The following is a 17037-nucleotide window of genomic DNA, read 5'->3' on the forward strand; positions in this document are numbered from 1 at the left end:
ATTACTTAGCTGCAGCCGTCTTGTTATTGGACAAACCCCAAACATAAGCCGTCAAAAGATGAATTTTTTCAGGGCTCAACACTTTATCTTGAGACGGCATCATAGCCATGCGGCCTTTAGTGAGAGTCTCCACTATGGTTGCCTCTGATCCACCATATAGCCATGTCTTATCAGTTAGGTTAGGTGCTCCCATGGCAATATTGCCTTTACCCTCCACACCATGACAAGCCACGCAATTCGATTTAAATAATTCTGCGCTACGAGCGACTTTTGTATCGTCAGCAGGTAGACCAGATAAGCTTCGAACATAGTTGGCTAAATCTACAATCTGCGCAGCCTCGAGATGTCCATATGCAGGCATCACTCCATTACGTCCATTAATGAGAGTCGTCTTAATATTTTCTGGGGAACCGCCATAGAGCCAATCTCCATCGGTCAAATTCGGGAAGCCCTTGGCACCGCCTGCATCTGAACCATGGCACTGAGCACAGGAGTTTAAAAATAAACGCTGACCCATTTGACGTGCCTTGGGATCTGCAGCAACTTCCTCAATATCCATCTTCACGTATTTAGCGTATACAGGCTTTAACTCATCATTTGCCTCTGTCATTGAACTCATTAAAGCGCCGTCAGTGGTGTAGCCAACTACTCCTGGGAATGAACCCAAACCCGGGAACAAAACGAGGTAGACCAAAGCAAAGATGCAAGAAAGTAAGAACATCCACGCCCACCAGCGTGGCAATGGATTATTGAGTTCGCGCAAATCGCCATCCCAAACATGACCCGTATCGGCTACTGCACCGTCTGCTGTATGGATTACCTTGGCTTTACGTTGTGAAGCTAGAAGCCAAATACACCAAACAATACCGACTAATGAAACTAGCGCAATGTAATTACTCCAACCGCTATTAAAAAAGTCACTCATGATTTGTCCTTACTAAATTCATCTGGGAGATCAAATGGCAGTTCGGCTGATTCTTCATTGGCAGACTTTCTACCTGGAGACCAAGCCCACCAAACAATCCCTACAAAAAACGCGAGTCCAATGAGGGTAGAAAAAGCGGAGAGGTAAGCGGCAATCTGTTCCATTTGATTTATTTCGCAACAACTTCATCAACCATGATGTAGCGACGATTGATACCTAAACCTTGAAGGTAGGCAATCAAAGCATCCTCTTCAGTCTTGCCTTCTAATTCCTTAGGGGCTTCTGCAATCATGTCATCAGTGTAAGGAACACCCAAACGGCGCATTGCCACCATATGAGCCTGAATCGAGGAAGCGTCGGCAGCACTCTTCTGTAACCAAGGATATCCAGGCATATTGGACTCGGGAACTACATCACGCGGGTTACGTAAGTGGATGCGATGCCAATCATCGGAGTAACGAGCACCAACCCGAGCCAAGTCAGGACCTGTACGTTTACTACCCCATAAGAAAGGATGGTCAAATACTGATTCGCCAGCCAAAGAGTAAGGGCCATAACGCTCAACCTCTGAGCGTAATGTACGGATCTGCTGCGAGTGACAGCCAACACAACCTTCACGCTGGTAGATATCGCGGCCAGCCAAACGTAATGCTGTGTATGGTGCTACACCAGGGCTTGGTTCAGTTGTTGTGTGCTGAAAAAATAGCGGAACAATTTGCACTAAACCAGCAATCGACACCACAACGATGGTGGCAATAATTAACCAACCAACATTTTTTTCAAGCGTTCCGTGGGAAAATAATTTATTTTCACTAGACATTTTTCTTCCCCTTAGTGAGCAGTTACAGAAGTTTGCGGAATAGGGGCATTGACGAATGCTTTACCAACCACTGTCCTATAAACGTTATATGCCATTAAGAACATACCGCTTAAGTAACAGAGGCCGCCCAACAAACGAATCACATAGAAAGGATAGGTTGCTTTTACGGACTCAACAAAGCTGTAAGTTAATGTGCCATCTGGTTCAAATGCTCTCCACATCAAACCTTGCATTACTCCAGCAATCCACATGGCAGCGATATAAAGAACCACACCGATCGTAGCGATCCAGAAGTGCACCTCAATTAAGCGGGTGCTATACATGTCTTTCTGTCCAACTAAACGGGGAATCAGGTAGTACAGGGAACCAATTGTAATCATGGCAACCCACCCGAGGGCACCTGAGTGAACGTGGCCAATAGTCCAGTCGGTGTAATGCGACAAGCTATTGACAGTCTTGATAGACATCATTGAACCCTCAAACGTAGACATACCGTAGAAAGACAATGCCACTACCAAGAATTTCAAAATCGGATCGGTGCGCAATTTAAACCAAGCGCCAGACAAAGTCATGATGCCGTTGATCATGCCGCCCCATGATGGAGCCAGTAGAATAATTGAGAACACTGTTCCAAGGGACTGTGTCCAGTCAGGCAAGGACGTGTGCTGTAAATGATGGGGACCTGCCCACATATAGGTAAAGTTCAAAGCCCAGAAGTGGACGATGGATAAGCGATACGAATAGATTGGGCGCTCTGCTTGCTTAGGAATGAAGTAATACATCATGCCCAAGAAACTAGTGGTTAAGAAAAAGCCAACTGCATTGTGGCCATACCACCACTGCACCATAGCATCCTGCACACCAGCATATGCGGAATAGGATTTCCACATACTTGCTGGCATTTCTAAATTGTTAAAAATATGCAAAATGGCTATCGTCAGGATATACGCGCCAAAGAACCAATTAGAAACATAAATATGTTTGGTTTTGCGCTTCATGATGGTGCCAAAAAACACCACAGCATAGGCAACCCAAACCAAGGTGATCAGGATATCAATTGGCCACTCTAGCTCTGCGTACTCTTTAGAAGTTGAAATACCCAACGGCAAGGTTACTGCTGCCATCACAATCACAGCCTGCCAACCCCAAAAGGTAAAAGCCGCTAGTTTGTCGCAAAAGAGTCTAGCCTGGCATGTGCGCTGCACGATGTAATAAGACGTCGCAAATAAGGCCGACCCACCGAATGCAAAAATGACTGCATTGGTATGTAATGGTCGTAAGCGGCCATAGCTTAACCAAGGAATATTAAAAGTGATATCTGGCCAAATTAGCTGAGCAGCAAGGACAACTCCCACGAGCATACCCACAATTCCCCAAAGCACCGTAACGATGGCAAATTGGCTGACAACCTTGTAATTGAAGGTATCTTGATTGCTCCCCACGGTAAGTCCCATGGTTTCTCCTTTTTTGTGACCCAGCAGCGACATAATTCAAATAGACTGAAGTCATTATCAAAGTAAGCCTCATGGGGCGTTTTGATCTATGTCAAAAAGGATGCCTGCATTTAGGCATCCTGCAACTCGAATGAGGTGCTTGTACTACCTAAGTACTTAAAAAATAGAGTTATTTTTTATAGTGATCACTTATATTCTTGGATTTAGGCGTATCGTCATCCATCAAAATTGCTTCCCCTGGGCCCTCAAGATCATCAAATTGACCTGCCTTCACAGACCAAAAGAAAATCCAAGCCAAGAGGCCGATCAACAGCAAGGAAATAGGAATTAATAGAAAAAGGCTTTCCATACCTCTAGTCTAGGCCTTTCTGAGGCGCCAGGCGTTTAATGTGACGGCCAAGGAGGATAGAGACATACCAATACCAGCAACCCAAGGGTTGACCCACCCCATCATCGCCACTGGAATGGCCAGCAAGTTATAGGCCAGCGCCCAAATCAAGTTTTCTTTAATCACTCGCTGCGTTTTATCAGCCAGCAGTAGCGATTGGGCTAAAGGAGCTAAGGAGTTTGCAGTCAAGATCGCATCCGCACCCGCTGTAGCGAGGGGTGCACCCGCTCCGACCGCAATAGAAACATCCGCTCGCGCCAATAAAGGGGCATCGTTAATACCATCACCAATTGCCCAAACAACCCGATCCTTTTTTTGCAGGCTCACAATATAGCGATATTTATCTTCTGGAGAGCACGCACCTTTAAACCGATCGATACCAACATGGTGCGCCCACCATGCCACCGTCACTTCATCATCCCCTGAAACTAAATGGACCGCAATCTTGCGAGACCTCGCTGCAGTTAATAACTTTTCTAATCCCGCTCTTGGAGTATCTAAGAATAGAAAGCTTGCAATCAACCCCTGGTCATCTGCTAGATGTACTTGCCCATATTGACCGTCTTGCGCAATCTGCTGAGCACCCACCCACGCAGCACTTCCCAGTCGATAAACACCCGAGCTCAGGCCTTTGCCTAATTGATTAATCACTGCCTCAGGCAAGGTGCTGAGCGAAAGATTGTCAGCTTCTGCAGCACGCAATAGTGATAGCGCAAGAGGATGTTTTTGACCTGCCTCCATGGACGCAGCAATTTTCAATGCATCTACTCGAGAAAAATCTGAGCGGGCAACTAGGACTTCTTGTAATTCTGGTTGACCCATAGTGAGAGTGCCAGTTTTGTCCAGCACTAAATCCGTCGCTTTGACCAAACCTTCGAGTACATGACCGCGCACAATCAACACACCGAGTTTTGTTACGGCGCCCTGGGCTGCAGCCATCGCCGTCGGTAAGGCTAGAGATAGGGCGCAAGGGCAACTAGCAACCAGCACAGAGACCAAAACAGTCCAAGCCCTACTCGGGTCGACGTAGTACCAAATTGCTGAAGATAAAAAAGCAACCATCAACAGAAGACCTACAAAATACCCAGCCCACTTTTCTGCGAGACTGACCATGACAGGCTTCGCTTGCAGTGCCTGATCAAGTAATGAAGCAATACCTGCAATACGAGTAGATTGGCCTACAGCGTCGATTCTGATCAATACGGGATTAAGAATATTGTGCGTACCTGCATATACTCGATCACCAATCTTCTTATCAATCGGCTTGGACTCACCAGTAAGCAGTGACTCATCTAAAGAGCTCTCAGACTCAATCAAAACTCCGTCAGCTGGAACCACATCACCTGGAGGAACACGAATCACTTCACCAGGGTTACAGCGAACCACTGGAACAATTTCAACCTGCAAAGATGTTGGATAGCTCGACACTCGCTCACATGTAGCGGGCAATTGTTTTGCCAAAGCCTCTGCCCCACCTTGAGCATCTTGTCGTGCCAATAACTCTACATAGCGTGCCGCCAAAATAAAGGCAACAAACATGGTGATGGAATCAAAATAGCCTTGACCTGAGCCTGTTACGAGATTTACGGTGCCCGCACTAAATGCTAGGGCTAGAGCCAAAGCAATTGGCACATCCATACCCAACATATGCGTTTGCCGAAACGAAGCAACACTCCTCCAGGCTGCCTGGAAAATCGGGCCAGCTGAATAAGTCATCACTGGAACCGTGAGAATCCAGCTAGTCCAGCCCAAAAGCAGGTCATATTCCACCGCAATATCACTATCACCAACATAGCTTGGCCAGGCATACATCATGACTTGCATCATGCCTAGTAATGCAACCCCCAGTCTAGTAAGTAATTGCCGACGTTCTTTTTTAGATCTCTCAATGGAGAGTGAGGGCTCAAAAGGCCACGCCTCGTAACCAATGCGTTCTATCTCAAAGAGTAAGCGAGCAAGACTGGTTTTCTCAGGTGAAAATTCCACCTTGACCTTTTGACTTACGTAGTTAATCTGCACTTCTTTGACACCAGGCATACGTCGTAGGTGCTGCTCGCATAACCACACACAAGCAGCACAGCGAATCTTCTCTAATCGTAGAGTAGTCTCTAAATCAGACCCATCACCACTAGGCCGAGTATATCTACCGAGCAAAGAAGGATCATCGTATGGAGTCAGACTGTTAGGAATTTTACTGGAAGCAAGATAGGCTGCTGGCTTATCGCTTGACTGTGCGCGGCGTACATAGAATACCTCTAGCCCTTCACCATGAATCGTTTGCGCAATTGCCATACATCCAGCGCAACAGAATTTTCTATGGACACCAGCAAGCTCAAGCTCATAAGAATCATTTGGAAGAATAAAGCTGCCACAGTGATAACAGCTATTACTTGGCAAGCTAGGGCTCATGAATAAATCATGACTTACGGGCGATAGACCCACTCGCCCAGCCATTACGACGCTCATAGAGCACAAACAGAACACCCCAAACTACCACTGCAGCATAGGCCCAGACCCAAGATATTTGTGAGGCACGCGAGCCTGTTAAGTCAAGGACAAAACCAAAGATAGCGGGGCCCAACAACCCGCCTCCAAAGCCCATTAAAGAATGGAGCCCCATTGCGGCACCTTTAATATTTTCTTTAGCACTAATAACTAAGCCCGCAGTTAAGGTGGCGGAGTCAGCCATGATAAAAATCGTGTGCCCCACTGCTAGGGCAATAATCAACCACCAAGACTGTCCTGTTGATAAAGCGAGTGCCACTCCAAATGCTGCACTAGATAGCATGACAAAGAAAATCCATTTTTGACGTCCTATTCTTAAGGCAATTTCATTCCCGATGATAGATGCAGGAACCCCAAAGAAATTAATCACACCTGCAAGAGTCGTTGCAGTTAATAAAAAGGAATCACCTGTCAGAATGGCACAGAAACCAAAAAAGGCTACGATCCAACTGCGGGAGGCAAATAACTCGATTGAGTGGGCGGTATAGCCAAAGATAAATCCTGAGGCTGTTTTATCTTGCAGTACTAAGCGCCACTTATCAAGCGGAAAAATATCACGCAAGTGAATGCGTATTGGACCGTGCCACTTTTCATGGGTGAGTGCGGGAATAAATAAGAGCACAATCAACAATGCAGTAAATGGGCCTAAGGCAATGATTCCAAAAACATAGCGCCAGCCCAAGCTATTTAAGATCCAACCAGAGCATAGATAAGAGAAGCCAGTACCAATCCCAAAGAATGCGGTGTAGAAGGCAATATGGCGGGTCAGTTCGCCGGTTTTAATGCGATCTGACAGAATTTTTAAGCCGGGCATATAAGTGCCCGCTAGACCAATTCCATTGAGCGCCATAAATATCAAGGCAGTCCAAAAGTTATAGGCAAAGAGACCCATGCCGAGTAATCCACAGCTTGCTGAAAGACCGCCTACGAGATAGACTTTTTTGGCATCAACGCGATCGGTGAGAGCCGTTGCCAATGGGACCATCAGCATGTAACCAAAAAAGAAGGCGCTAGCAATAAGACCAGACTGTAAATTGCTGAGATGCCATTCATCTTGTAATGTTGTTAATACCACTGCGTAACAAGCAAAACCCAATAGCGCACAAGTTTGCGCCATCAGCATCAGGGGTGTGTAACCAGTGGGTTTCAAACGCATAAGAACTTACTGCTGACTACTGTTAGGGGAATCCTGAAAACCATTCGAACGGAAAGTGAGGACCAAAGTATCTCTATAGCCGTGCTGTCCCAAGGGCTGAATCGGGGTAGATTCATGAATCATTCTTTCATCATTCATCAGCAATAAAGACCAAGGCTCGGTGAGAGTAAATCGCAAACCAGTAGAACCGGTTGCACTAAAAATTCGGGTCTCGCCACCCTTGACATCAACTCGATTGAGTAAAAAGACGGCTACAAAATCAACGCCGTCACGATGGGCACCCTCAGGTGTTGGCCGCCCAATCCCATCAGTCGTATCAATTCGAAATTGGTGAGCCTCAATAAACCAAGTATTGACCTTCTTCAGGCCATTCAGAATCTGTGCCAAACCCAGCAAAAGAGAATGCCATGCAGGATTACTAGTGAGCTCAGCTTGCGAAGGCTCAAACCAACGCTCGATACCGCCATGCAAAGCGTTGTAATCAACAGACTGCCAGTGGGCTCGATGTGGCACGCTCGCCAGAGATTCGCCCCTGATCTCAAAGCTTGAGTGGCGGCGAAAACGATACCGTCCACCATCCTTCAGGTACGGGTCCCGAGGCAAGTCCTCCCAAAATTGATTGAGATTGAGTAGCTGAGCAAGATCAACATGTGCAATTTGCGCCACATCCTGAGCAGAGACGACTGCAAAACCATCTTCTCGTAAAGATTGAACCAGCTCCCTGGCGGGTGTTAGTGGAGGTAAAAGGCTGGAAAGAGTCATGGGTTTATTTTAGGCGCATACCAACCGACTTAGGAATACAGATTCAAGCGGTTGCGCACCTCCCCCACGTGGCCTTTTAGGTCATACAACTCTTTTGCATCCAACATAGATACTTTGATATTGCCCACCCTTCGCTCAATATTCTCCAAATCCTTGAGATTCTTTTCTTTTAAATCTGGATTAGATGCATTTCTTTCTACCACTTTAAGCTCCTCATACACCTGAGATAACTTGAGGCGCAGGAGTAAATTTTTAGCTGCAGGAATATAGGTAAATAAGGGAATCAAAATTACCAGAAGTGGGATCACAATTTTTGCAAAGCGTCCAATCCATACCGCTGTCCAAAAAGGCAAGTGACGATGCAAGAAAGACGGACCATCCTTTAAGTAGATTTCAGCATCAACATGTAAAGGAAAATCAAGGCCAGTACCCGATGGAAACTCTCCCGGCTTTTGTAAATATGCATAAGTTTTTAAAATATCGTAGGTAGCGCCAAGCAACAGTGTTACCAAAGCAGGACTAACATCATTCTTACCTACTAAGGTAGCTGTTGCGGCCAATACCTGAATGTCTTGACGCGGAAGATCATAGGCAATGCTAACGACACCTCGGGGCACTGTTACCTTTGAGAGAAAAGGGAATAAGTGAACATAAGCTTCAGCCTGCTCAAAGCTCATTAAGCGAATGCCAGGAGTTTCATAAAAATTTTTGACTAAAGGAGCCTCCGCAGCACTTACTAAAAATACAGCATCTAACTCCCCTTTTTTGAACTTCTCCAACGCATCAAGTGGCTTTAATTTTTCAGCACGAATATCGCCAAGACTCAATCCACTTGCAGAAAGTAATTGAGAGGCTAGGGACAGCGTGCCACTACCTTCATTGCCAATGGATACTCGCTTACCTTTTAGCTGACTCAATAAACCCAATCGTCCTGATTCATTTTGAAAGCTGGACTCCCTGTACCACACCCATACCGGCTCATAAAACACACCGGCGATAGAAATAAAATCAGGGTACTTAGATAAATCTGCTACGCCACCCTGAACCATTGCAAAGTCAACGCCAGAGTGTGGATCCTTTAATAGGGCTAAATTATCGTTTGTTCCACCCGTGGTTTTTAACTTGAGAGAGATGCCCTCCTGGGCAAGCTCACTTTGGAGCTTTGTACCAAATTGCTGATAAAGGCCGGCTGGGAAACCCGTTGCCAACTCAATCGACCTAGGTGGAGGCGGCACCAACACCCAGAGTGTGGCAAATAGTATGACAACCAGAATCAAAAAGGCGATGGCAACTGCCACAGGGTTATAGATATTTTTGCGTATGAAGTTCATAAAAATTCTGCTTGTTTTTGTCATTATGCCCCGAGCCCAAGGATCTAGAGCGGAATGAATTGATTCGAATTATTTCAGGATAAGATGGGGGTTTTCAAGAGCCATTAGGACAATAATGAATTCAGCTGCCAACAAAGTAGCCCTGGTCACAGGGGCCGGAACGGGTATCGGAAAAGCTGCAGCAAAAGCACTGTTGCAAGGTGGATTTAGAGTCGTTCTAACCGGTAGAAATCTGGAGAAGCTCAATTTAGCCATTCACGATATTGGTGGGAATAGCCAAAACTGCCTCGCAGTGAGCTGTGATGTTGGCAAACCAGAACAAGTAAAGAAGTTATTTTCAGTAATCCAAAAACAGTTTGGCCGCATAGATGTGCTCTTTAATAATGCCGGCATGGGAGCGCCTGCAATCCCGATGGAAGAGCTGAGTTATGAACAGTGGATGAATGTCGTCAATACTAATCTCTGCGGGGCTTTCCTTTGCTCGCAAGAGGCCATCCGCATGATGAAGACTCAGTCTCCGCAAGGTGGCCGAATTATTAATAATGGCTCAATCTCTGCGCATGCGCCCCGCCCGATGTCTGCTCCATATACCGCCACTAAACATGCTATGACTGGATTAACTAAATCGATTGCATTGGATGGTCGTCCATTTAATATTACCTGCGGTCAGATCGATATAGGTAATGCCGGCACTGAAATGACAATCCCTATGGCTGCTGGCATTTTGCAGCCAGATGGCTCAAAAAAGGTTGAGCCACTCATGGATGTAGATCATGTTGGGCAAGCCGTTCTGCAGATGGCTCAACTGCCTTTAGAAAGCAATATTCTCTCGATGACCATCATGGCAAGCAATATGCCATTTGTTGGTCGGGGCTAATTAAGGCCTAATCTGTCCGATGATAAGACGAGCATTAGTCGTGCCCACCTTGATCGTTTGCGGCGTAGATATCAAGTCACCGGCTTCTGGCATTGCCATTCCTGTTTTTGAAATGCGCACCTCAACTGATACTTCAGGTATTTGAGAAATCAATGCATTAGGGCTCATTGCCAAAGCATCATTCAAAACAAAGCTGATTGGGAATGCAGTAACCGGGGTTTTGAGAACAGCCACTGGCATACGCTCACCAGGCTTACGGGCGATCACCATCAATACATCACCTACTTTAATTTTAGGCTTCAGTTCTGGTGCAATATCTACCTGCCCGCTCACGCCTTGATTACTGATTACAGGTGCGCTAACTGACGCAAGGCCACCCTTGCTACGCGCCTCCGCAATAGAAGCAGCGATCGCGCGCGCCTCATCAGACTCACCGGGCAATTGCTTTGCTAACTTCTCCCAGGACTGCACTGCAGCTTTATAGTTCTGTACATTAAAAGCGGCAGTTCCAGAAAGCCAAAGAGCTAACAAATTATTCGGGTCCTGGGCTAGCGCCTTATTAATGAGTTGCTGCGGCTTACCAGCAAAATTACCATTTGCATTTGCCGCCAATACATCAGCATAGTCAGCCAATAATTGCGGGTCCGAATCAATAAAAGAGCCTGCACGAGCATAGGCATTTGCAGCCTCGGTATTGCGACCCAAAATCCGATAGGAGCGAGCTAGCATAGCCCAACCCTTGAGATTGTCAGGCTCTTTATCCATCTTAGCGGCAAACTCGTCAACCATCTTTTCAACCGACTCTTGAGTCATCGGCCTCTCAGTGCTCTTCTGGGCAATCTGAGCAGCATCACCAAGGTAGAAATAGAAACCCGCTGAAAGTATTACTACAAAAAGACAAATTCCTATGATGGTTTTCTTCGGAGAGCCTAGTACCGCGAAATCATCCGCTTCATCCGTATCCTGAAAAAGCCGCTGACGCATTTCTGCATGAGTCTGCTCATAGCTATAGCTATCCACAGTACCCGCCATACGATCAGCCTCGAGCTTATCAAGCTCTTCCCGATAGATGGCTGCATTCATCTGACGACGTGAGGTTGCGGATTCTTTTGCGGGAAAAAATAATGGGCGCAATAGGAGTACCAAGACCAGGACCAATAACAGGAGAGCGGATATTACAAAACTAGTCATGTGTATTTTCTATTGAACGGGACTTAGCATCCTGAAGTAGTGCATCAATACGACGATTATCCGCATCAGATAGCGTGGCACTAGGCACAGCCTGATTTCTACGACGCAGATACACCATTAAACCAATAATTCCGGCGAGCAAGATGACAAAAGGGCCTATCCATAGGAGCCAGGTGATCGGCTTTACAGGCGGGCGATATAAAACGAAGTCGCCATAACGCTCCACCATAAAATTCCGAATTTGCTCATCCGTCTTACCCTCATTGATCAGAATACGAATTTCTCGGCGTAAGTCATTTGCTAAATCAGAGCGTGAGCCGGCAAGGGATTCATTCTGACAAACTAAGCAGCGCATTTCTTCTGAAATCACAATCAGACGCTGCTCGGTGACCGGGTCATCAGCTAACGGGACTGCATCCTTAGCGGTTGCACCGATAGAACACAACACGGTAAAAGTGAGCAAGAGGGATTGAAGCGTCTTTCTCAACATTATTTGAGCTCATCTAATAAAGGAATGATCTTCTTACGAAGTAATTCCATCGTGATCGGTCCAATATGTTTAAACCGAATAACGCCAGCTTTGTCAATAACGTAGGTCTCTGGAACGCCATAGACGCCATAATCAATACCTACTCGACCATTGGCATCAAAAGCTGATAATAAATACGGATTGCCTTGACGGGCAAGCATGGCCATTGCATCGTCACGTTTGTCTTTGTAATCCAATCCAATAATTGGTGCCACTTGCAATTTACCCAGCTCAACCAGAACGGGGTGCTCCTCACGGCAAGCAACACACCAAGAAGCCCAGACATTCAAAATCCAAGGCTTGCCTTTCATACTCTCTGGTGAAAAGGTTTTTTGAGGATCTGCTAGCTGAGGCAATTCAAAGGCAGGCGCCTGCTTACCAATCAGTGGCGAGGGTATTTCCTGTGGGTCACGATTTAAGCCTACCGCTAAAAATCCAACCAAAATGACAAACAAAATCAGTGGAATTAAAAACTTGGCTTTCATGCTGCTGCCTTCTTCAACTTCATGCGATAGCGCTTATCAGACATTGCCAGCAAACCACCTAGAGCCATCAATACACAACCACCCCAAATCCAATCAACAAAAGGCTTGTAATAAACTCGGACCGCCCATGCTTTATCCTCCAACTCTTCGCCCAATGAAACATAGATATCCCGAGTGAGTCCTGCATCAATTGCTGCTTCGGTCATGGGCATCGTTGATGAAAAATAACTGCGCTTTTCTGGGTACATCGTTGCCTCTAGCTTCCCATTGCGAGTTAATAAGAAAGTACCTTGCATCGCTTTATAGTTCGGGCCAGGAACAGGGCTAACACCCTGCAGCTGAATATCATAGCCACCGACACTTACGCTTTCACCGGCGAGCATACGCACATCTTTTTCCTCTTGATAGGCGCCCACCATAGTGACGCCAATCGTAAAGACTGCTATCCCTAAATGCGCTACCTGCATACCAATAAATGAACGCGTTGGTTTACCTGCTTTCGCTTGGCGAATAATTTGTAGTACGCCAGATGAAATCACCCAGAAAGCCAATAAGAAACCAAGGCTACTAAGCCAAGTAAATTGACCCATGGCAAATGGAATTAAAGCCGCCGCAATCACTGCAACCAGGGCTGCAATCCACAAGCGCTTGATCACATCCAAAAGATTCGAGTTTTTCCAGCTTGTCCAAGGTCCAATTCCCATCAGCACTAACAAGGGGATCATGATGGGCACGAAAACGCTATTGAAATATGGAGGCCCTACTGAGATCTTTCCTAAATGAAGAGCATCAATCAGTAAAGGGTAAAGAGTGCCCAAGAGTACTGATGCAGCAGACACCACCAAGAAAACGTTGCCAAGCAAGATGAAGGTCTCACGTGATGTTAAGCTGAACTTACCACCAAGGGTACTCTTGGGAGCACGCCAAGCGTAAAGTGCCAAGGAGGAACCCACCACCAGCACCAAGAAAATCAAGATAAAGACGCCGCGTGTAGGGTCAGTCGCAAATGCATGCACTGAAGTCAGCACTCCAGACCGAACTAAGAAGGTTCCCAAAAGCGATAGTGAGAAAGCGGTAATCGCTAACAACACTGTCCAACTCTTAAAACCGCCGCGCTTCTCAGTGACTGCAAGCGAGTGGAGCAAAGCAGTGCCAACTAGCCAAGGGATGAATGATGCATTCTCCACGGGATCCCAGAACCACCAGCCACCCCAACCTAATTCGTAATAAGCCCACCAAGAACCCAGGGCAATACCGAGAGTGAGAAATACCCAAGCAGCCGTTGTCCATGGACGCGACCAACGCGCCCAAGCAGCATCTAAACGCCCTGACAACAAAGATGCAATCGCAAATGCAAAAGCTACTGAGAAGCCAACGTATCCCATGTATAACATCGGCGGATGAAATACTAAACCTGGATCCTGAAGAAGTGGATTAAGAGATCGTCCATCCTGAGCAGCTGGTAGCAGTCTCTCGAAAGGATTGGAGGTAGCGATCACGAACAATAGTAGGCCAGTAGTCACCAAACCTAATACACCAATCACACGCGCCACCATAAATTCATCTAGCGCCTTCGAAAGCTGAGCTACTAAAAAAGTCCAGGTTGATAGTAAGAAAACCCAGAGTAAAAGAGAGCCTTCATGACCACCCCATACCGCACCCAAGCGGTAAATGACGGGCATTTGTGAATTTGAATGCTCTGCTACATAAAGAACAGAAAAATCATTTGAGTAAAAGCTCCAGGCCAAAATCACAAATGCAATACCGAGCAATAGAAAAACAGTTTGCGCCGCTGGTCTTGCTAACAAAATCCATTCACGGCGACTTTGATGTGCACCGACCAATGGAAGTGTCCCTTGAATGATGGCGATACATAAGGCTAGTATTAGTGCGTAATGCCCAAATTCAGGAATCATTATTTATTTCCATTTTTTTGAGCCTGCTCTAGAGCATGCTTTGCCTCTGGAGGCATATAGTTCTCATCATGCTTAGCTAATACTTCACTCGCAACAAATTGTCCGCTTGGATCAAGGCGACCTTGAATCACGGCGCCCTTACCCTCTTTAAATAAATCCGGAAGAATGCCCGTGTATGCCACCGGAATATCTTTCACCATATCGGTAATCACAAAGTTCACTGTTAAACCATCTCGCTTAACTGATCCATCCTTGACCATGCCGCCAATACGAAAGACTTGACCAGCCGGTGACTTACCAGCAGCTACTTCACTCGGGGTGACATAGAGGGCAATATTACTATTGAGGGCATTCAAAATTAATACTGCCGCGATGCAAATGGCAATCAGTGCGCCAACAATAATGGCAGCTCGCTTATATCTTGGTTTCACTTGCCACCCTGTTGATCAAACTGTTCAGCCAAAACTTCACGTTGCAATCTACGTATGATTGCCTGATGGCGTGCACGAACAGTGAGGGGCTCTAATAAGAACACCACGGCACAGGCGCCAAAGCTACACCATACATATAGGGCATAGCCACCCATGGCAAAGAATTCAGCCGAACTATTCCACATTAATGCTTCACCTCATTTAATTGTCTAACCCAATCAGTATGAGCCTCACGCTCCAAAATGATGGCGCGCACACGCATTAACCCTACTGCAATTGAGTACATCCATAAGCATAAAGCCATCAACAACATACCCCAAAGCATAGTCTGAGCCATGGCTGGTGCTTTGGTTAGCGAAACGGAGGCGCCTTGATGCAAGGTATTCCACCATTTCACTGAAAAATAAATAATAGGTACATTCACCACACCTACTAAGGCCAAGATCGCGCCGGCTTTATCGGCACGGCGGACATTATCAATAGAGGCCTGCAAAGCGATAAAACCAAGATACAAAAAGAGTAGGATTAATTCTGAGGTTAGGCGGGCGTCCCATACCCACCAAGCACCCCACATAGGTTTACCCCAAAATGCACCAGTCCACAGAGATAAGAAAGCCATCCAGGCACCGATCGGGGCCAAGGCCTGAGCCATCATGGCCGATAGGCGAGTATTCAATATCAGACCTAATCCGGCCCATGTAGCCATCACCACATAGATAAACATTGACATCCAAGAGACCGGTACATGAACAAAAATAATGCGGTAACCCTGACCTTGCACTGCATCTACCGGTGCCACAAAGAAACTTACCCACAAGCCGGCAGATCCAAAAATAACGGTGAGGGCCCAGAACCAAGGAATCATTTTTCCGGCTAGTGGATAAAAGGCACTCGGACTCGAAAATTTGAACCAGCTCATTACGTGACTAGAAGATAAATTATTTACATTACTCATTCGATAGCAATCTTTACAGCGCTTGCACTGACCCAAGGTACAAATGCTAATGCCAAAATCAATAAAGCGCCCAACAGTGAAAAATGCCCCGTGATATCCAGCCCGACACTGCTGGCGTATACGGCGCCCGCCCCAAAGATTAGTACAGGAATATAGAGCGGCAAGATCAGGAGGCTCATCAATACGCTGCCACCCCTTACCCCAAGCGTGAGGGCCGCCCCAACCGAGCCTAGCAATGATAAAACAGGTGTTCCGAGTAATAAGGCTGCCATCAGCACCTTTAAAGACTGGGTATCTAAGTCAAACTGAATGCCGATCACTGGTGCTAACAAAACCAAGGGTAGCCCACATACCAGCCAATGGGCAACGATCTTGCCAAATACTAAGGCGGTAAATGAATTTGGGGACAAGACCAGTTGCTCTAAGGTGCCGTCTGCGTAATCAGCTGCAAACATCCGCTGCAAACCAAGTAAGGTCGAGAGTAAGGCCGCAACCCAAATCACACCAGGAGCAATCTTTCTCAATAAGGCAGTATCAGCACCAATTCCCAGCGGGAATAAACTTGTCACAATGACAAAGAAAAACAATGCAGTGAGAACCTCGCTCTTGCGACGCATTACCAACAATAGATCGCGATAGACGATAGCGGTAAAAGCGTTCATAGATCCAGTACTCGCAGACCAGAAATAGTCAAAGGCTGATGACTAGTCAGCACCACTAAACCATTGCCCTGAAGATGCTCGACGATCAAATCTTGCAACTCCCCGACGGCATGGGTGTCTAAGGCATTAAAGGGCTCATCCAAAATCCATACTTGCGCTCGTCGCGTTAGCATGCGCGCCATCAAAACTCGTTTTTTCTGCCCCGCCGATAAACAATGAATAGGCAGGTCTTCGCGCCCCTTCAGGCCAAATCGCCGTAAGCTAGCAAAAGCATCTTGCTCGGAAAGCGCAATACCATCGATAGCTGCATACATGCGCAAATTCTCAATAGCACTGAGGTCTTCTTTTAGTGCATCGCGATGACCTAAAAACAAAAGTTTGCTGCGATATTCCGAGGCTTGTTTTTGAATAGCATGGCCACACCAATACACCTCTCCAGACTCAGGAGAAGCCAAGCCGGTGAGCAAGCGCAAGAGGCTTGTTTTACCAACGCCATTCTCGCCACGAATATGGAGGCACTGCCCGGCAAATAACTGTAAATCTAGACCTGAAAACAGCGCTCTATCACCGCGCACGCAAGTGATTTTCCGAGCTTCGAGGGCTGCGGTTGCAGATGCTGGGAAGGAAGAATTGGTCGTTGTCATCGGAGG

Annotated in this window: 19 protein-coding genes; 1 reads left to right on the forward strand and 18 read right to left on the reverse strand. The window is 46.6% G+C overall.

Annotation, left to right across the window (positions count from 1 at the left end; genetic code table 11):
• Window position 1: 1 nt before the first annotated feature.
• From ccoP to ICN27_RS08370, 9 genes are all read right to left on the reverse strand, one after another.
• The gene (ccoP, locus tag ICN27_RS08330) at window positions 2-925 is read right to left on the reverse strand and encodes a cytochrome-c oxidase, cbb3-type subunit III (RefSeq protein ID WP_216269654.1); all 924 of its coding nucleotides are present in this window, start codon (window positions 923-925) and stop codon (window positions 2-4) included.
• Window positions 922-1089, reverse strand: a complete 168-nt coding sequence (locus ICN27_RS08335) for a cbb3-type cytochrome c oxidase subunit 3 (RefSeq protein ID WP_216269655.1) — start codon at window positions 1087-1089, stop codon at window positions 922-924. The genes ccoP and ICN27_RS08335 overlap by 4 nt, the downstream gene beginning before the upstream one ends.
• 5 nt (window positions 1090-1094) lie before the next feature.
• A complete protein-coding gene (gene ccoO, locus ICN27_RS08340; protein WP_216269656.1) occupies window positions 1095-1745 on the reverse strand; it encodes a cytochrome-c oxidase, cbb3-type subunit II in 651 nt (216 codons plus the stop codon).
• An 11-nt stretch (window positions 1746-1756) separates the two neighbouring features.
• Window positions 1757-3199 (reverse strand): cytochrome-c oxidase, cbb3-type subunit I, encoded by a 1443-nt coding sequence (gene ccoN / locus ICN27_RS08345; RefSeq protein WP_216269657.1) that lies wholly within the window; start codon window positions 3197-3199, stop codon window positions 1757-1759.
• Window positions 3200-3368: 169 nt separating this feature from the next.
• The gene (ccoS, locus tag ICN27_RS08350; protein WP_215304965.1) at window positions 3369-3548 is read right to left on the reverse strand and encodes a cbb3-type cytochrome oxidase assembly protein CcoS; all 180 of its coding nucleotides are present in this window, start codon (window positions 3546-3548) and stop codon (window positions 3369-3371) included.
• A 9-nt stretch (window positions 3549-3557) separates the two neighbouring features.
• Window positions 3558-6053, reverse strand: a complete 2496-nt coding sequence (locus ICN27_RS08355; protein ID WP_255535080.1) for a heavy metal translocating P-type ATPase — start codon at window positions 6051-6053, stop codon at window positions 3558-3560.
• Window positions 6004-7248 carry an MFS transporter gene (locus ICN27_RS08360; RefSeq protein WP_215308201.1) on the reverse strand — a complete coding sequence of 415 codons (1245 nt, stop codon included), beginning with the start codon at window positions 7246-7248 and terminating at the stop codon, window positions 6004-6006. Before ICN27_RS08360 ends, ICN27_RS08355 begins: the two co-directional genes overlap by 50 nt.
• Window positions 7249-7254: 6 nt before the next feature.
• Complete coding sequence (locus tag ICN27_RS08365) at window positions 7255-8010, reverse strand: 2OG-Fe dioxygenase family protein (protein ID WP_215308203.1); 756 nt, start codon at window positions 8008-8010, stop codon at window positions 7255-7257.
• Between the two features lie 29 nt (window positions 8011-8039).
• Window positions 8040-9341 carry a TAXI family TRAP transporter solute-binding subunit gene (locus tag ICN27_RS08370; RefSeq protein ID WP_216269658.1) on the reverse strand — a complete coding sequence of 434 codons (1302 nt, stop codon included), beginning with the start codon at window positions 9339-9341 and terminating at the stop codon, window positions 8040-8042.
• A 115-nt stretch (window positions 9342-9456) separates the two neighbouring features.
• On the opposite strand from ICN27_RS08370, the gene ICN27_RS08375 reads away from it, so the two are divergent.
• Entirely contained in the window at window positions 9457-10218 is a 762-nt protein-coding gene (locus ICN27_RS08375; RefSeq protein ID WP_216269659.1) for an SDR family oxidoreductase, read from the forward strand.
• On the opposite strand, the gene ccmI is transcribed toward ICN27_RS08375, so the two are convergent.
• Genes ccmI through ccmA form a run of 9 tightly spaced genes read right to left on the reverse strand, consistent with a single transcriptional unit; the run spans window position 10219 to window position 17031 of the window.
• Complete coding sequence (gene ccmI / locus ICN27_RS08380; RefSeq protein ID WP_216269660.1) at window positions 10219-11409, reverse strand: c-type cytochrome biogenesis protein CcmI; 1191 nt, start codon at window positions 11407-11409, stop codon at window positions 10219-10221.
• On the reverse strand, window positions 11402-11899 hold the full coding sequence (locus ICN27_RS08385) for a cytochrome c-type biogenesis protein (RefSeq protein ID WP_216269661.1): 498 nt from the start codon (window positions 11897-11899) through the stop codon (window positions 11402-11404). Before ICN27_RS08385 ends, ccmI begins: the two co-directional genes overlap by 8 nt.
• Window positions 11899-12423 carry a DsbE family thiol:disulfide interchange protein gene (locus ICN27_RS08390; protein ID WP_215308212.1) on the reverse strand — a complete coding sequence of 175 codons (525 nt, stop codon included), beginning with the start codon at window positions 12421-12423 and terminating at the stop codon, window positions 11899-11901. The genes ICN27_RS08385 and ICN27_RS08390 overlap by 1 nt, the downstream gene beginning before the upstream one ends.
• Window positions 12420-14339: a heme lyase CcmF/NrfE family subunit gene (locus ICN27_RS08395; RefSeq protein WP_216269662.1), complete on the reverse strand. Its 1920-nt coding sequence runs from the start codon at window positions 14337-14339 to the stop codon at window positions 12420-12422. The genes ICN27_RS08390 and ICN27_RS08395 overlap by 4 nt, the downstream gene beginning before the upstream one ends.
• The gene (ccmE, locus tag ICN27_RS08400) at window positions 14339-14770 is read right to left on the reverse strand and encodes a cytochrome c maturation protein CcmE (protein ID WP_216269663.1); all 432 of its coding nucleotides are present in this window, start codon (window positions 14768-14770) and stop codon (window positions 14339-14341) included. Before ccmE ends, ICN27_RS08395 begins: the two co-directional genes overlap by 1 nt.
• Entirely contained in the window at window positions 14767-14955 is a 189-nt protein-coding gene (gene ccmD / locus ICN27_RS08405) for a heme exporter protein CcmD (protein ID WP_215308218.1), read from the reverse strand. Before ccmD ends, ccmE begins: the two co-directional genes overlap by 4 nt.
• Complete coding sequence (gene ccmC / locus ICN27_RS08410; RefSeq protein ID WP_216269665.1) at window positions 14955-15725, reverse strand: heme ABC transporter permease CcmC; 771 nt, start codon at window positions 15723-15725, stop codon at window positions 14955-14957. The genes ccmD and ccmC overlap by 1 nt, the downstream gene beginning before the upstream one ends.
• Window positions 15722-16387: a heme exporter protein CcmB gene (ccmB, locus tag ICN27_RS08415; protein ID WP_216269666.1), complete on the reverse strand. Its 666-nt coding sequence runs from the start codon at window positions 16385-16387 to the stop codon at window positions 15722-15724. Before ccmB ends, ccmC begins: the two co-directional genes overlap by 4 nt.
• The gene (ccmA, locus tag ICN27_RS08420) at window positions 16384-17031 is read right to left on the reverse strand and encodes a cytochrome c biogenesis heme-transporting ATPase CcmA (RefSeq protein ID WP_215308223.1); all 648 of its coding nucleotides are present in this window, start codon (window positions 17029-17031) and stop codon (window positions 16384-16386) included. The genes ccmB and ccmA overlap by 4 nt, the downstream gene beginning before the upstream one ends.
• Window positions 17032-17037 lie beyond the last annotated feature (6 nt).

Origin of the sequence: Polynucleobacter sp. Nonnen-W13, from assembly GCF_018881735.1 — a bacterium.
Taxonomy (GTDB): Bacteria; Pseudomonadota; Gammaproteobacteria; order Burkholderiales; family Burkholderiaceae; genus Polynucleobacter.

What these genes read in the sequence shown, in the direction of transcription:
- ICN27_RS08360 (WP_215308201.1), bottom strand. Translation starts at nt 7,248, where the DNA reads ATGCGTTTGAAACCCACTGGTTACACACCCCTGATGCTGATGGCGCAA.
- ICN27_RS08395 (WP_216269662.1), bottom strand. Translation starts at nt 14,339, where the DNA reads ATGATTCCTGAATTTGGGCATTACGCACTAATACTAGCCTTATGTATC.
- ccmC (WP_216269665.1), bottom strand. Translation starts at nt 15,725, where the DNA reads ATGAGTAATGTAAATAATTTATCTTCTAGTCACGTAATGAGCTGGTTC.
- ICN27_RS08390 (WP_215308212.1), bottom strand. Translation starts at nt 12,423, where the DNA reads ATGAAAGCCAAGTTTTTAATTCCACTGATTTTGTTTGTCATTTTGGTT.
- ICN27_RS08335 (WP_216269655.1), bottom strand. Translation starts at nt 1,089, where the DNA reads ATGGAACAGATTGCCGCTTACCTCTCCGCTTTTTCTACCCTCATTGGA.
- ICN27_RS08370 (WP_216269658.1), bottom strand. Translation starts at nt 9,341, where the DNA reads ATGAACTTCATACGCAAAAATATCTATAACCCTGTGGCAGTTGCCATC.
- ccoP (WP_216269654.1), bottom strand. Translation starts at nt 925, where the DNA reads ATGAGTGACTTTTTTAATAGCGGTTGGAGTAATTACATTGCGCTAGTT.
- ccmB (WP_216269666.1), bottom strand. Translation starts at nt 16,387, where the DNA reads ATGAACGCTTTTACCGCTATCGTCTATCGCGATCTATTGTTGGTAATG.
- ccmA (WP_215308223.1), bottom strand. Translation starts at nt 17,031, where the DNA reads ATGACAACGACCAATTCTTCCTTCCCAGCATCTGCAACCGCAGCCCTC.
- ccoO (WP_216269656.1), bottom strand. Translation starts at nt 1,745, where the DNA reads ATGTCTAGTGAAAATAAATTATTTTCCCACGGAACGCTTGAAAAAAAT.
- ccmI (WP_216269660.1), bottom strand. Translation starts at nt 11,409, where the DNA reads ATGACTAGTTTTGTAATATCCGCTCTCCTGTTATTGGTCCTGGTCTTG.
- ICN27_RS08385 (WP_216269661.1), bottom strand. Translation starts at nt 11,899, where the DNA reads ATGTTGAGAAAGACGCTTCAATCCCTCTTGCTCACTTTTACCGTGTTG.
- ICN27_RS08355 (WP_255535080.1), bottom strand. Translation starts at nt 6,053, where the DNA reads ATGAGCGTCGTAATGGCTGGGCGAGTGGGTCTATCGCCCGTAAGTCAT.
- ICN27_RS08375 (WP_216269659.1), top strand. Translation starts at nt 9,457, where the DNA reads ATGAATTCAGCTGCCAACAAAGTAGCCCTGGTCACAGGGGCCGGAACG.
- ccmD (WP_215308218.1), bottom strand. Translation starts at nt 14,955, where the DNA reads ATGTGGAATAGTTCGGCTGAATTCTTTGCCATGGGTGGCTATGCCCTA.
- ICN27_RS08365 (WP_215308203.1), bottom strand. Translation starts at nt 8,010, where the DNA reads ATGACTCTTTCCAGCCTTTTACCTCCACTAACACCCGCCAGGGAGCTG.
- ccoN (WP_216269657.1), bottom strand. Translation starts at nt 3,199, where the DNA reads ATGGGACTTACCGTGGGGAGCAATCAAGATACCTTCAATTACAAGGTT.
- ccoS (WP_215304965.1), bottom strand. Translation starts at nt 3,548, where the DNA reads ATGGAAAGCCTTTTTCTATTAATTCCTATTTCCTTGCTGTTGATCGGC.